The sequence below is a fragment of the Microbacterium jepli genome (assembly GCF_047237905.1).
Lineage (GTDB): Bacteria > Actinomycetota > Actinomycetes > Actinomycetales > Microbacteriaceae > Microbacterium.
The window spans coordinates 2,545,346-2,557,713 of sequence record NZ_JBDFLW010000005.1 but is presented as its reverse complement, the minus strand read 5'-3'; the positions used below and the strand labels follow the sequence as shown (position 1 = coordinate 2,557,713).

General features: G+C 70.5%; 13 protein-coding genes and 1 tRNA gene. 8 read left to right on the top strand and 6 right to left on the bottom strand.

Annotated features, from left to right (window positions below):
• Nucleotides 1–68: 68 nt before the first annotated feature.
• The 6 genes from ABC304_RS16410 (at nt 69) to ABC304_RS16385 (ending at nt 4,622) form a co-directional block, all read left to right on the top strand.
• A complete protein-coding gene (locus ABC304_RS16410) occupies nt 69–902 on the top strand; it encodes a DUF3097 domain-containing protein (RefSeq protein ID WP_412932393.1) in 834 nt (277 codons plus the stop codon).
• A 149-nt stretch (nt 903–1,051) separates the two neighbouring features.
• The gene (gene trmB / locus ABC304_RS16405) at nt 1,052–1,717 is read left to right on the top strand and encodes a tRNA (guanosine(46)-N7)-methyltransferase TrmB (RefSeq protein ID WP_412932985.1); all 666 of its coding nucleotides are present in this window, start codon (nt 1,052–1,054) and stop codon (nt 1,715–1,717) included.
• Between the two features lie 22 nt (nt 1,718–1,739).
• Complete coding sequence (locus tag ABC304_RS16400; protein ID WP_412932391.1) at nt 1,740–2,627, top strand: CPBP family glutamic-type intramembrane protease; 888 nt, start codon at nt 1,740–1,742, stop codon at nt 2,625–2,627.
• A gap of 127 nt (nt 2,628–2,754) precedes the next feature.
• Nucleotides 2,755–4,056 carry a hypothetical protein gene (locus ABC304_RS16395; protein ID WP_412932390.1) on the top strand — a complete coding sequence of 434 codons (1,302 nt, stop codon included), beginning with the start codon at nt 2,755–2,757 and terminating at the stop codon, nt 4,054–4,056.
• A 66-nt stretch (nt 4,057–4,122) separates the two neighbouring features.
• Nucleotides 4,123–4,198: transfer RNA gene (locus ABC304_RS16390), tRNA-Arg, on the top strand.
• A 73-nt stretch (nt 4,199–4,271) separates the two neighbouring features.
• Nucleotides 4,272–4,622: a VOC family protein gene (locus tag ABC304_RS16385; protein WP_412932388.1), complete on the top strand. Its 351-nt coding sequence runs from the start codon at nt 4,272–4,274 to the stop codon at nt 4,620–4,622.
• A gap of 4 nt (nt 4,623–4,626) precedes the next feature.
• Here ABC304_RS16385 and ABC304_RS16380 read toward each other — a convergent pair whose 3' ends face one another.
• Both ABC304_RS16380 and ABC304_RS16375 read right to left on the bottom strand, forming a co-directional pair.
• Nucleotides 4,627–4,995: a RidA family protein gene (locus ABC304_RS16380; RefSeq protein ID WP_412932984.1), complete on the bottom strand. Its 369-nt coding sequence runs from the start codon at nt 4,993–4,995 to the stop codon at nt 4,627–4,629.
• Nucleotides 4,996–5,157: 162 nt separating this feature from the next.
• Nucleotides 5,158–5,595: a VOC family protein gene (locus tag ABC304_RS16375; protein WP_412932386.1), complete on the bottom strand. Its 438-nt coding sequence runs from the start codon at nt 5,593–5,595 to the stop codon at nt 5,158–5,160.
• Between the two features lie 207 nt (nt 5,596–5,802).
• On the opposite strand from ABC304_RS16375, the gene ABC304_RS16370 reads away from it, so the two are divergent.
• A complete protein-coding gene (locus tag ABC304_RS16370; protein WP_412932384.1) occupies nt 5,803–6,537 on the top strand; it encodes a response regulator transcription factor in 735 nt (244 codons plus the stop codon).
• A complete protein-coding gene (locus tag ABC304_RS16365) occupies nt 6,534–8,033 on the top strand; it encodes a sensor histidine kinase (RefSeq protein WP_412932382.1) in 1,500 nt (499 codons plus the stop codon). Before ABC304_RS16370 ends, ABC304_RS16365 begins: the two co-directional genes overlap by 4 nt.
• A gap of 171 nt (nt 8,034–8,204) precedes the next feature.
• Here the strand turns inward: ABC304_RS16365 and ABC304_RS16360 are convergent, their stop codons facing one another.
• The 4 genes from ABC304_RS16360 to ABC304_RS16345 are packed head-to-tail and all read right to left on the bottom strand — an operon-like array spanning nt 8,205 to nt 12,365.
• A complete protein-coding gene (locus ABC304_RS16360; RefSeq protein WP_412932380.1) occupies nt 8,205–9,800 on the bottom strand; it encodes a carbohydrate-binding domain-containing protein in 1,596 nt (531 codons plus the stop codon).
• Complete coding sequence (locus ABC304_RS16355) at nt 9,782–10,618, bottom strand: polyphosphate polymerase domain-containing protein (RefSeq protein WP_412932378.1); 837 nt, start codon at nt 10,616–10,618, stop codon at nt 9,782–9,784. Before ABC304_RS16355 ends, ABC304_RS16360 begins: the two co-directional genes overlap by 19 nt.
• Nucleotides 10,615–11,217, bottom strand: a complete 603-nt coding sequence (locus tag ABC304_RS16350; RefSeq protein ID WP_412932376.1) for a DUF4956 domain-containing protein — start codon at nt 11,215–11,217, stop codon at nt 10,615–10,617. Before ABC304_RS16350 ends, ABC304_RS16355 begins: the two co-directional genes overlap by 4 nt.
• Nucleotides 11,214–12,365 (bottom strand): GtrA family protein, encoded by a 1,152-nt coding sequence (locus ABC304_RS16345; RefSeq protein WP_412932374.1) that lies wholly within the window; start codon nt 12,363–12,365, stop codon nt 11,214–11,216. The genes ABC304_RS16350 and ABC304_RS16345 overlap by 4 nt, the downstream gene beginning before the upstream one ends.
• Nucleotides 12,366–12,368: the final 3 nt, after the last annotated feature.

The window sequence follows — 12,368 nt, the reverse complement described above, 5'->3', positions numbered from 1 at the left end:
GGCTGACCGGCGGGTCCGGCGTCCGCGCGGGTGCGCGGCGGCTACGCTCGCCCGGTCGGGAGGGGCGCATGGACGATCGGTACGGCTCGGATGTGCTGGCCAAGGGCTGGCGGGAGAAGGCCGCGAAGGTGCTCGCGCGCGTCCCGGCGGAGCGCGACCTCGTGGTGGAGGTGGCGGCTGACGGCTACTGCGGCGCCGTCGTACGCATCGGCTCCGGCCTGGTCGAGCTCGAGGACCGCCACGGCCGGCGGCGGCAGTTCCCGCTCGGCGCCGGCTTCCTGATCGACGGTGCGGATGTGATCCTCGTGCCCCCCGCGCCGAAGGCTCCGGCAGGCCCCGCCCGGACGGCGTCGGGGTCGTTCGCGACGCCCGACTCGCGGGCCCGAGTCGCCCGTGCCAGCCGCATTTGGGTCGAGGGGCGCCACGACGCCGAGCTCGTCGAGAAGGTCTGGGGCGACGACCTGCGCGCCGAGGGAGTGGTCGTCGAATACTTGCAGGGTGTCGATCTGCTCGACCAGGCGCTCGCCGACGATCCGCCGTCCGCCGAGCGGCGCTACGGCGTGCTCGTGGACCATCTCGTGCCCGGCTCGAAGGAGACGCGTCTCGTCGAGGCCACCCTGCGCGGCCCGCACGGCCGCCACCTGCGCGTCGTCGGCCACCCCTACATCGACGTCTGGCAGTGCGTGCTGCCCCGCGCCGTCGGCATCGAGCGGTGGCCGGAGGTGCCGCGCGGCATCGAGTTCAAGGTCGGCGTCTGCCGCGCTTTGGGCTGGCCGGCGCGCGACCAGGCGGACATCGCCCGGGCGTGGAAGCGCATCCTCGGCAGCGTGAACTCCTACCGCGATCTCGAGCCGAGCCTGCTCGGCCGCGTCGAGGAGCTCATCGACTTCGTCACGGCCTGACCCTCGCCGAGCCGCGTCGGACCGTCTGGTTCGAGAGCGCGGCGGGTCCGCTCCACGCCGGTCGATACCCTGGAGGGGTGTCCGACACCCCCGCCGACCCGCGCCGCCACCGCGACCGCCCCGTGTCCTTCGTCCGCCGCAGCGGACGGATGTCCGACGGGCAGGACCGCGCGTGGGAGCGCCTCTCGCCGGAGTACCTGCTGACGGTCACGCGGGATGCCCCGGCCACCAGCATCCTCCCCGGCACCGCCATCGACCCGCGCGAGGTGTACGGCCGCGAGGCCGCGCTGATCGCCGAGATCGGCTCGGGGCAGGGGCACGCGATCGTCGCAGCCGCCTCCTCGCGTCCCGACGACGACTTCCTCGCCATCGAGGTCTTCCGCGCCGGGCTGGCGCGCACGATGTACGAAGCCGATCGTGCCGGCGCCCGCAACCTGCGCATGGTCGAGGCGAACGCGCCCGAGGTGCTCGCGCACCTGCTGCCGGAGGGATCGCTCGACGAGCTCTGGGTGTTCTTCCCCGACCCGTGGCACAAGCACAAGCACTTCAAGCGCCGCCTGGTCACGGCGGAGTTCGGCGACCTCGCCGCGCGCGTGCTGACGGACGGCGGGATGCTGCGCCTGGCGACCGACTGGGAGGAGTACGCACGCTGGATGCGCGACGTGCTCGACGGCATCCCCACCCTCGAGCGCGCCTTCGACGGCGACTGGGCAGATCGCTTCGAGGGTCGCGTCGAGACCGCGTTCGAGCGCAAGGGCGCCCGCGTGGGGCGCGACATCCGCGACCTCGCCTACCGCCGCACGCCTCGCTCGTGAACGCCTGTCCGCTGGAGCGCTGATGCCGCAGCATCCGTCGTCGTCTCCCGCCGTCGCCCTGCCGGCGTGGTCGTGGGGACTCCTGCCCGCTCTGCTCGCGTGCCTCGCGGCGCCGGCCTTCTTCGTGCTGCTGCTGCCGTGGCTCGGATGGGTGCTGCTCGCGGCCGCGATGGCATCGGCGTGGATGCTGGAGCGTCGCGCCTCCGCTCCCCTCGAGGTCCTGCCGGGTCAGACGCGTGCGCCGAGCCTCCTGCGCGACCTGTCGCTGATCGCCGCCGGGCTGCTCGTGGTCAGTGTGATCCCGCTGAAGGCGGAACTCGACAACGTGGCATTCGTGCGCTTCACCCTGGGCCTCGGCGGTGCCGTCGTGGTGCCGTACGTGATCTCGCGGTTCGTCTACCGCGATCGCACGATCGGCTTCCCGTGGCGCGGCGGCGGCCGGTGGACCACCTTCCAGTGGGCCTGGCTCGCGAGCGTGCTCGTGCTGGGCTGGCTCATCATGCCGTTCTACTTCATCACCTCGGGGGTCTACCTCAACTGGCCTGTCGTGGACACGCCGGAGCTCATCGCGCGGCTGTTCGTGGGCGTCGGCGCGGTCGGCATCTGGGATGAGCTGTTCTTCGTCTGCACCGTCTTCGCGCTGCTGCGCCGTCACTTCCCGGTGTGGCAGGCGAACGTGCTGCAGACGATCGTGTTCGTGTCGTTCCTGTGGGAGCTCGGCTACCGCGCGTGGGGACCGCTCCTGACCATCCCGTTCGCGCTGCTGCAAGGGTTCATCTTCCTGCGCACGCGATCACTGGCCTACGTCGTGACCGTGCACCTGCTCTTCGACGCGGTCGTGTTCCTCGTGCTCGTGCACGCCCACAACCCCGGCGTGCTCGACGGCTTCTTCCTCGTCCCCTCGCCGTGATCATCCGACCGCGGTCGATCGTCACGATTCGCCTGCGCTTGCGGTCGCTTGTACCACTCGCCCAGCCTGGTATGGGAAAATCCGGTGACGCGGTCGGCGGAACCTCCCTGCTGCGCGAGGAGGATGCGTGACCGCTCAGGAACAGGAGCGCGCGGCGACGACCGTGCCGCCCCCGGGGGCGTCCGACCGGACCTCGCTCGTCGCCCGTGTCTGGGACGGTTCGATGCGTCTCCTCCGATCGGCGCCTACGACGACGATCAATCGTGATCCGCTTCCCGCGGGTGTCATCAGCCGGGTGCTGCTGCTGTGGGGCGTCGGACGGGCGATCAACCTGCTGATCCTCTTCAGTTGGTACCAGATCTCCAAGGCCGGCAGATGGGGCTTCGGGCCCGAGGGCGAGCTCGTCACCACCTTCCTGAACTTCCTGAGCGACTGGGACGGCGCCCGTTACGGCCGCATCTCGCAGGTCGGCTATCCCACGTGGCTGCCGCTGGCGCCGAGCGGTGTCGTCCAGCCGAACGACTGGGCGTTCCTCCCCGTCTTCCCCTGGCTCGAGCGGATCATCTCCGATGCCCTGGGCATTCCGTGGCAGGCGGCCGGTGTCGGCCTCAGCGTGATCGCGAGCGCCGGCGCGACGGTCATGCTCTATCTGCTGCTGCACCGCGTCACCACGCCGGCCTCGGCCTGGTGGGGCGTCGTGCTCTTCACGCTGAGCCCGCTCTCCTTCGTCTTCGTCCTCGCCTACGCCGAGTCGCTCATCCTCATGCTGCTGTTCGCCTGCCTGCTGCTGGCGGTGAACCGGCGCTACGCCTGGATCGCGCCGGTCGGCGTGCTCGCCGCCTACGTGCGGCCCGGCGGCCTGGCCATCGCGCTGACGCTCGGCGTCGTCTTCCTGGTGCGCTGGGCGCGTCGCGCGGAAGACCCGTTCCCGGCCGCGCAGCGCTGGGGCATGATCGTCTCGGCCGCACTCATCTCCGTCGCGGGACTGTCGTGGTCGTACATCGCCCAGGCCGTCACCGGCACCCGCGACGCCTACGTGCGCACGGAGATCGCGTGGTGGATCCCCTTCGTCGGCGACGGACACTTCGTGCCGCTCACACCGTGGTTCCGCTTCTGGGGCACGTATCTCGGCATCCTGGGCGTGCTCATGGTGCTCACGATCGCGGGCGGCTTCATCGTCTGGATGCGCTCCAAGCCGATCCGCGCCCTCGGCGTCGAGACGTGGTCGTTCGTGGCCGGCTACGGGCTCTACCTGTTCGCGGTGTTCCTGCCCCAGCAGAGCCTGTTCCGCCTGTTGATGCCGATGGCGCCGCTGCTCGCCGACTCGCGCCTGTCTGCCACGGCCACACGGCGCCGCCTCGGCGTGGTCGTCTGCATCGTCCTGCAGGTCGTCGCGGTGCTGCTGCTCTGGACCATCGGCTGGCCGTAGACCGGATGCTGCGGCCCCGCCCCGTCCGGACGCCCCCGCCGCCCGGTGATAGCATCGTGTGGTTGCGCCTCCGTAGCTCAGGGGATAGAGCGTTGGTTTCCGGTACCAAAGGTCGCTGGTTCGATTCCAGTCGGGGGCACCAGTAGAGACAAGGGATCGCGGGTCATCAGACCTCGCGGTCCTTTTTCTTCTGCGGACGCGAATACGATGCCCTCATGAGTGTCACGGGCATCGGCGGGCTGTTCTTCCGGAGCCGGGATCCGGAGGCCCGAACGGCGTGGTACCGGGAGCACCTCGGAATCGGCGCCGGCGCGGATGAGGTGTGGCAGCAGGAAGCGGGCATGACGGTCTTCGCACCGTTCGCGGTGGACAGCGACTACTTCGCCTCCGAACAGCCGTTCATGCTGAACCTTCGGGTCACGGGGCTCGACGAACTCGTCGCGCGGTTGGTCTCGGCAGGAATACCGGTGGAGCGTCGCTCGGAGTGGGAGACGGATCATGGGCGCTTCGTGCGCATCCATGATCCAGAAGGCCTCCCGCTGGAGCTGTGGGAGCTGCCGGGCTGACGCGTCAGCCTGCCGTGTCTGCGGTCATCGTCACCGACACGAGGATGCCGGGTAGATCAGGGCCAAGTCGGGTGACGGCGCGCGCGGGCGGTTCCGGGCCGAACGCCTCCGAATAAGCCTCGTTCATGCCTGCGAAATCCTCGGGTTTCGAGAGCAGAACGGTGACGAAGACCACATCCGCCAACGAGCTGCCGGCCGCCTGAAGGATGGCCGCGCAGTTGCGTACGGCCTGCCGGGTCTGTTCCTGGATCGTCGAGCCCGCGAGCTCACCTGTCGACGCCTCTACGCCGACCATGCCCGACACGTAGACGGTCGTTCCCGCCCGGACTGCCTGGCTCCAGAGAGGCGACGTCGGGGCGTCTGTCGTGTGGATGATCTACCTCGTCATGGACCGGAGCATATGCCCGCGGAGGTTCAACGGGAATGGCCTCGGCGTCGAGGGCATGCCGGTGCGAGGCGATCTTTCGCACGGGGAGATGGGCACGTGAGTGGATGCCGGCGCTGATGACTGACGTCCGCGCCTACCCGCGGGAGGTCACCCGCCGAAGCTCGTCAGAGCGCCCCTCTCATCGAATCGGGCGGAGGCGGCCCATGCGATCTCCCATCGATTGCCCTCGGGATCGGCGACGTAGCCGGAACGACCGCCCCACTCCCGCTGCTGGGGGGCGGCCAGGGCGGTGGCGCCGGCGTAGATCGCGGCACCGTAGGCGGCATCGACCTCCGCTGCTGAGTCGACGTTGCACGCGAAGGTCACCCCCGACCACGTACCGGCCCGCGCGATGTCGGCGCCCGCTTCCGCCGCGAGGTCGGCGAGGGGGTGGAGCGTGAAGAGCACGCCGCCGACGAGATAGGCGGCCCAGTCGTCGTCGCTGCCGTTCACCTCGCTCCATCCCAGCGACCGGTAGCAGGCGCGCAGCATCGGGACATCACGGGCGCCGAGCGTGACGACGGACAAGCGAGCGGGCATGGACATGGCGGCAGTCTGCCATCACGCGGCGGCCGTGACTCGAACGCTGTTCCCGGCAGATCACGGCCACGCGCTCGAGCTGTCGAGCCATCCATGTCTTGGCGTCGATCAGGATGGCTCATAGGAACCTCCAAGGTCGGCGCGCCACGGTGAGAGCAACCGTCGTCGACCTCCCACGACGACTGCCACGGCTGAGCCGGGAACAGGATCGACATGCACGCTTCGACGTCGCGACCTGCGCCGTTGACGCGCCCCGACGGATCGCCCGTCCGTGCGCTGATCGTGGACGACGAGCGCAACCTCAGCGAGCTGCTGCGGATGGCGCTCGCTCACGAGGGGTGGGAGGCGCGCACAGCCGCCAACGGCCAGGAGGCGCTGGGCGTCATCCGGGAGTTCGCCCCCGACATCGTCGTGCTCGACATCATGATGCCCGGGCTCGACGGCATGGAGGTGCTGGCGCGCGTGCGGGCGACGGGCAACGACGTGCCGGTGCTCTTCCTCACCGCGAAGGACGCGGTCGAGGACCGTATCGCCGGCATCTCCGCCGGCGGCGACGACTACCTCTCGAAGCCGTTCAACCTCGAGGAGGTCGTGGTGCGGCTGCGGGGGATGGCGCGCCGGCACGTCGCCGCAACGGCCGCGGCCGATCCGCTCCTCCAGGTCGGCGACCTGACCCTCGATGAGGAGACCTATGAGGTCGAACGAGACGGCACGCCGATCAGGCTGACGGCAAAGGAGTTCGAACTGCTTCGCTATCTGATGCAGAATCCCCGCCGGGTGCTGAGCAAAGCGCAGATCCTCGACCAGGTGTGGAGCTACGACTTCGGCGGCAACGCCAGCGTCGTCGAGATCTACATCTCGTACCTGCGAAAGAAGATCGACACGATCGGCGAGCCGCTGATCCACACCGTCCGAGGCGTGGGCTACACGATCAAACCCGCGCGATGACCCGCAGGAGGTGGACGCTGCGCCGGACGCTCGTCGTCAGCGTCGCCGCCCTGCTCGCAGCGGGCCTCATCGCCTCCGGGTTCGCGACGAGCCTCGCGCTGCGATCGTTCGTGTACGAGCGTCTGGACGCGCAGGTGCTCGAATCGCTGAACTTCATCTCCGGGCCCGGTGGGGCGGGCGATCTGTACGACCGGCGCGGACCGTCCGGTGACGCGGACGGCTCAGGCGCGAGCGACGGCCCAGACGCGAGCGGAGGGTCCGACGGCACCGGGCCCGGCCAGCGCGTCGGGTCGCTCCAGGTGATCCTCGACGCCGACGGGGCCGTCATCGCCTCGGCGTACATCGCTTCCGACGGAACGAAGGTCGCGCTCTCCGATGCGCAGGTCCAGACGCTGGCTGCGGCCGATCCGGCTCCGCGAACGCCCACCACCATCGATCTGGGAGGAGACCTGGGCGCGTTCCGGGTCGCATCGGAATCCGCCGGCGGTGCGACGGTGATCGCGGGCAACTCGCTCGATGACGTCACCGCCACCACGGATGCGCTCTCCTGGATCCTCCTAAGCGTGAGCGCGCTGACGCTCATCATCGTCGTCGTCGTTCTGTCGCTCGTCATCCGCCGCAACCTGCGGCCGCTCGAGCGCGTGGCCGCCGTCGCGGAGCACGTCGCCGAGCAGCCGCTCGCCCAGGGCGATGTCGAGATCCGGGAGCGAGTGGCCGACCAGGACACCGACCCCCATACAGAGGTCGGGCGGGTCGGAAGCTCGCTCAACACCCTCCTCGGGCACATCGAGGCTGCGTTGACCGCACGGCAGCACAGCGAGCAGCAGCTGCGGCGCTTCATCGCCGACGCGAGCCACGAGCTGCGCACGCCCCTGGCGTCGATCCGCGGCTACGCCCAGCTGTCGATGGGTGAGGCGGCCCCCATGACCCCGACGCAGCAGAGGTCGTTCGACCGGATCGCGGCGGAATCGGAGCGGATGAGCTCGCTCGTCGATGACCTGCTCCTTCTTGCGAGGCTGGATGCCGGACAGCCTCTTCGCCGCGAGCCGGTGAGCCTTGCGATGCTGGCCATCGACGCCGTGAGCGACGCCCACGCCACCGAGTCGGGTCACGACTGGCGTCTGGAGATCGGCGAGGACGCGATCGAGGTGCTGGGCGACGAGAATCGCATCCGCCAGGTCATCGCGAATCTGCTGCGCAATGCGCGGACCCACACCCCGGCGGGCACGAAGGTGATCACTTCCGTGAAGACGGACGACGCGGATGCCGTGCTCGAGGTGTCGGACGACGGGCCCGGCATCGACGCGGCCGTGCGGAACCGGCTGTTCGAGCGCTTCGCGCGCGGGGACCACTCGCGCAACAGGGACGCGGGCAGCACCGGCCTGGGGCTCTCCATCGCGGAGGCCATCGTCTCCGCGCACGACGGCGTCATCTCCGTGCGGAGCGAACCCGGCTCCACCGTCTTCACCGTGCGCCTGCCGCTCCTTCGGCCTTAGCCGCCTCTGTCGTCGCGGGCGCGCCTGCCGACGAATGTCGCGCGCGGAGGTCTCGCCCGGGCGCGCCGATGCGCCGCTCCGCGCGGGCGCTCCCATTCGTCAGGTTGCGGCGACAGAAGAGGTGGGCCCCCGCGTGTCGCGGAGGCCCACCTCTTCGTTCCGATCGTCTCGTCAGGGGCGCTGGTCGCCTCCGGGGCCGCCGGATCCGGGGCCGCCGCCCATGCCGCCTCCACCACCCATGACGCCGGCGGTCGCGGTGCCCTCGGTCACCGTCGCCGCCGAGGTGCCGTTCACCAGGACGGTGTAGGTCGCGCCGGCCTGCAGGTCGGCCGAGGAGAAGACCACGGACTGGAACGTCTTTTGGGCGGTGAAGGTCGCCACGACGGTGCCGTCGGCATCCGTGAGCTCGACCGTGTCGCCGGCACTCCCCGACGCGCCGGCGGAGATCCAGGACTGCGTCGACCCGTCGCCGGGCGATTCCGCCATCCCAGCGCTGCCGACGGCGAGCAGGGTGCCGCCGGTCACGACGAAGGCGCCGTTCGTGTCGAGCGCGCCGTTGCCGTCGCTCGTCGGACCGAACACGGTGACGGTGCCGCCGGAGATGGTCATGGAGCCGTTCGAGTCCAGCCCGTCTCCGCCGGCGTCAACCACGATGGTGCCGCCGGAGATCGTGAGCGTCTCGCCGGTGTCCTGCATGCCGCCGCCTGCGGTCGATCCCGACCCGCCCGATGCGTTCACGCCGTCGTCGGACGCCGTGATGTCGATGTCGCCGCCCGAGAGGGTGATGGCCGCGGCCTCGAGCGCCTCGTACGACTGCGACACCGTGACGCTGCCGCCGGCGATCGCGAGTGCGACGTCGCCGTGGAGGCCGTCGCCCTCGGCGGCGACGCTCAGGTCGCCTCCCGTGACGATGACGTCGGTGAGCGCGTCCACTCCGTCGTCGGTGGCCGTCGCATCGATCGTGCCTCCTTCGATGAGCACGTAGCCGCGCGCGGCCTCTTCCGCGTTGTCGCTCTTGAGAGCGTCTCCGCCGGCCGTGAGCGAGAGCGTCCCACCCTCGATGGTCACGGAATCCTTTCCGCGAAGGGGGTCGTCGGCGGCGGTGACGCTGATCGTGCCGGACAGGATCGCGAGGTCGTCGGTGCTCGTGATGCCGTCGTCGCCGTTGCCGTCGACCACGAGGGAGCCCGTGCCGGTGATGGTCAGGTCGGCGGAGCTGTAGAGCGCGGCGTTCGCGTCCGCGTCGTCGGCGTAGGCCGCGGCATCCGACAGGGTGTTCGTCGTCCCGTCGGCGAGGGAGACGGCGACGTCGTCGGCGGTCACGACCTCGATCGCCGGGCCGTCGGCGTTCGAGATCGACGCGTCGTCGAGGATGAGGACGACGTGCGCGTCGTCGGGGGCGGAGACGACGACGGAGCCGTCGAGCGTGCCGGAGAGGCGGTAGACGCCGGCGGCGGTGATGGTCACCGTCGCGCCGTCGACGGACACCCCCGCAGAGGTCGTCGTCGCGGTGGAGCCGCTCAGGGAGATGTCTGCGGCGTCGGCCGCGGACCACTCGTCGTCGCGGACGACGGTGGCGTTCTCGTTCGCGTCGATCAGGGCGTCGGCGGTCGCGTCCGCCGTCTGCACGACGGTGGTCTCCGTCACCGCGGCGACGTCGGATGCCGCGGTCGAGGCCGGCTGCACGGTCGTCGTCGCGCAGCCCGCGAGGACGAGCGCGGCGATGCCGAGGGGGATGGCGGACAGGATCAGGCGGCGTCTGCGCATGATGTCTCCTCTGTTCGGATCATGGATGGGCGGGCGGTGGGAGGGGAATGGAGAAGGGCGCCGGCGAAGGGTCCGCGCAGCAGCCGCGACCACTTGTTGCGGGGAAGGTGGGGATGCAGCGCGGCCATGCCGGTGGCGTACTTGCTGATGCTCACCGGCCGATGACCGGCCCGCCACAGCACCCGGTCGACGTCGGATGCGGCCGCGGGCGACTTGGTCTCGAGGATGACGAGGTGCGGCGTCGTCAGCACCGGGCCGGCGACGTCGTCCCATTCCAGGTCGACGTCGAGGGTGGCGCGGGCCGCGCGGTCGGCCGAGACGAACGTCGCGCGGCGGTACCGGGTCGTCAGCCGCACTCCGAGATCGTCGGCGCGCCGACCGCCGACGCCGATGGCATCCAGACCTTCGGCGGCGTAATCGCGCGCCGTGTCGGTGAGCCGGCGGCGAGCGGACGGCGCGTACTCCACGCGGTCCTTGACCGTCGTGCTGCGTGCGCCGCGCGTCTTGAGTTCGAGGAACGCGGTCTGCGAGTCCACGTAGGTGCGGGTGCGGAGCTTGAAACGCCGTCGTCGCGGCTGCGCCGCCATGTGGAAGCTCAGGAGGTCGGGGGTGTCGAAGTAGACGGACTCATACCGGAACGAGCGCGTGCCGCCGGTGTCGAGGATCAGCGTGCGCGCGTCCAGCGATGCGACGACGCGAGCCGCGGCATCCTGTGACAGCACGTACTTGCGGTCGACGCGGGTCTGCAGCGCGGCGTCGGCGATGAGCCGCTCGAGATCGATTCCCTCGAAGCGGCCGAGGTCGAATGTCGTGGTCATCGTGCGCGCTCCTCGACGAGGGTCTCGTGCGAGACGGCCGTGGCGGCTGCGATGCGTGGCAGTCGGTAGCGGACGTCGACGAGGGTCGTGTCGTCGACGAGGTCGAGGTGCTGCACGGTGAGCGAGGTCACGGTCGCGCCGAGACGACGCTCCAGTTCGGCGCGAAGGTCGTCCTCGTCGGCGATCGCCCGGTCCACGTGCACGCTCTGGTGCCGGGAGCGGCTCAGCAGCGCGGGATGGTCCGCGGCCCACATGACGGCCAGGACGAGCGCCATGAGCGAGAGGGGGATCCACGGCTGCGCCGTCGGGAGGCCGGAAACGAGACCGAGCGCGAGCGCCGAGAAGTAGTAGGCGACCTCGCGCTGCGAGACCTCCGAGGAGCGCAGCCGGATGATGGACAGCACCCCGAACAGCCCGAGGCCGAGCCCGACGGCGACCTCCGACGAGCCGAGCACGGTCGTGACTGCCAGGACGCCGATGTTCACTCCGAGGAAGGCGACGACGAGGTCGCGGCGGCGGTGACGGCGGTAGTAGAGGGCGAAGCTCAGGATGCCGGCGGCGACGAAGTCGGCGGTGATGAGCAGGAGCGTGGTGTTCATGAGGTCCTCTCGAAGCGGGGCGTGATGTCCATCTGAGCCGGACCGTCTGGCGCACTGCTAAACCGTTCCTGTGACGGAGCCAAGCGGCCGGAGACGTCGGCCGATCGCCGTGCGGCCGCACCTCTGCCGAAGACGAAGCGCCGCTGCACCTGGTAGCTCGTGACGAACAGCACGGCCTCGGTGGCCGCTTTCGCGACGAGCAGGGGAAGGCCTGCCCCGGTGAGGGCCTGCATCCACACGACGTTCGATGCGAGGAGGAGCGCAGCCAGGCCGGTGTATCGCAGCGCCTGCGTGAATGTGCGGGCGGTGCGGGGGCTGCGGAAGACGACCCGTCGATTGACGGCGAAGTTGACGCTCGCGCTGACGAGCCGAGCGCCGACGATGGAGGCGACCAGCGAGCCCGTCAGCGCCTGGAGCACCAGCAGCGCGACCGTGTCGACGAGGAAGGCGAGCAGGGACGACGCGGCGAACAGCAGGAGCGGGAGTGTGACGCGCAGCGAATCCATGAGGGGTCGAAAGTGGCTGGACGCGTTCTGCGCGAGATAGACGGTCTCGATCGGGATCTCGCGGGCGGTGAATCCCGCCTTCCCGAGACGCAGCAGCATCTCGATCTCGTACTCGAAGCGGTCCCCGGGCACTTCCCGCAGCCAGGGCAGCATGCCGACGGGGATGCCGCGGAGTCCGGTCTGCGTGTCGGAGGCGCCCCAGCCGGCCGCCACCCGGAAGAGCGCGCGCGAGATCGCATTGCCGATGCGGCTGCGAAACGGGACCTCACCGCGGAAGCCGCGCGCGCCGAGCACCAGCTCCGAGGCACCTCGCGCGGAATCCACCCGGAGCGCGTCGGCCACCCGGAGGATGTCGCGGGCGGTGTGCTGCCCGTCGGCATCGGCGGTGACGACGTCGTCGCCGGGTCGCCGCTCTTCGACGTCGCGGAGCCCGGTCTTGAGGGCCGCGCCCTTGCCGCGGTTCACGGGGTGCGCGAGCAGACGGGCACCGGCGCGCTGCGCGGCCGCGAAGCGCTCGGCGAAGGCCGAGCCGCTGCCGTCGTCCACGATCAGCACCTCCGCATCGGGGTCCTGGTCGAGGAGGTCGCGGACGAGGGGGACGAGGTGCTCGCCCGGTTCGTAGGCGGGGATGAGGACGATCACCGC

Bases quoted from the DNA above. Each gene is read 5' to 3' on its own strand.
- ABC304_RS16410 (WP_412932393.1), top strand. From the start codon at position 69: ATGGACGATCGGTACGGCTCGGATGTGCTGGCCAAGGGCTGGCGGGAG.
- trmB (WP_412932985.1), top strand. From the start codon at position 1,052: ATGTCCGACGGGCAGGACCGCGCGTGGGAGCGCCTCTCGCCGGAGTAC.
- ABC304_RS16400 (WP_412932391.1), top strand. From the start codon at position 1,740: ATGCCGCAGCATCCGTCGTCGTCTCCCGCCGTCGCCCTGCCGGCGTGG.
- ABC304_RS16385 (WP_412932388.1), top strand. From the start codon at position 4,272: ATGAGTGTCACGGGCATCGGCGGGCTGTTCTTCCGGAGCCGGGATCCG.
- ABC304_RS16375 (WP_412932386.1), bottom strand. From the start codon at position 5,595: ATGTCCATGCCCGCTCGCTTGTCCGTCGTCACGCTCGGCGCCCGTGAT.
- ABC304_RS16370 (WP_412932384.1), top strand. From the start codon at position 5,803: ATGCACGCTTCGACGTCGCGACCTGCGCCGTTGACGCGCCCCGACGGA.
- ABC304_RS16365 (WP_412932382.1), top strand. From the start codon at position 6,534: ATGACCCGCAGGAGGTGGACGCTGCGCCGGACGCTCGTCGTCAGCGTC.
- ABC304_RS16360 (WP_412932380.1), bottom strand. From the start codon at position 9,800: ATGCGCAGACGCCGCCTGATCCTGTCCGCCATCCCCCTCGGCATCGCC.
- ABC304_RS16355 (WP_412932378.1), bottom strand. From the start codon at position 10,618: ATGACCACGACATTCGACCTCGGCCGCTTCGAGGGAATCGATCTCGAG.
- ABC304_RS16350 (WP_412932376.1), bottom strand. From the start codon at position 11,217: ATGAACACCACGCTCCTGCTCATCACCGCCGACTTCGTCGCCGCCGGC.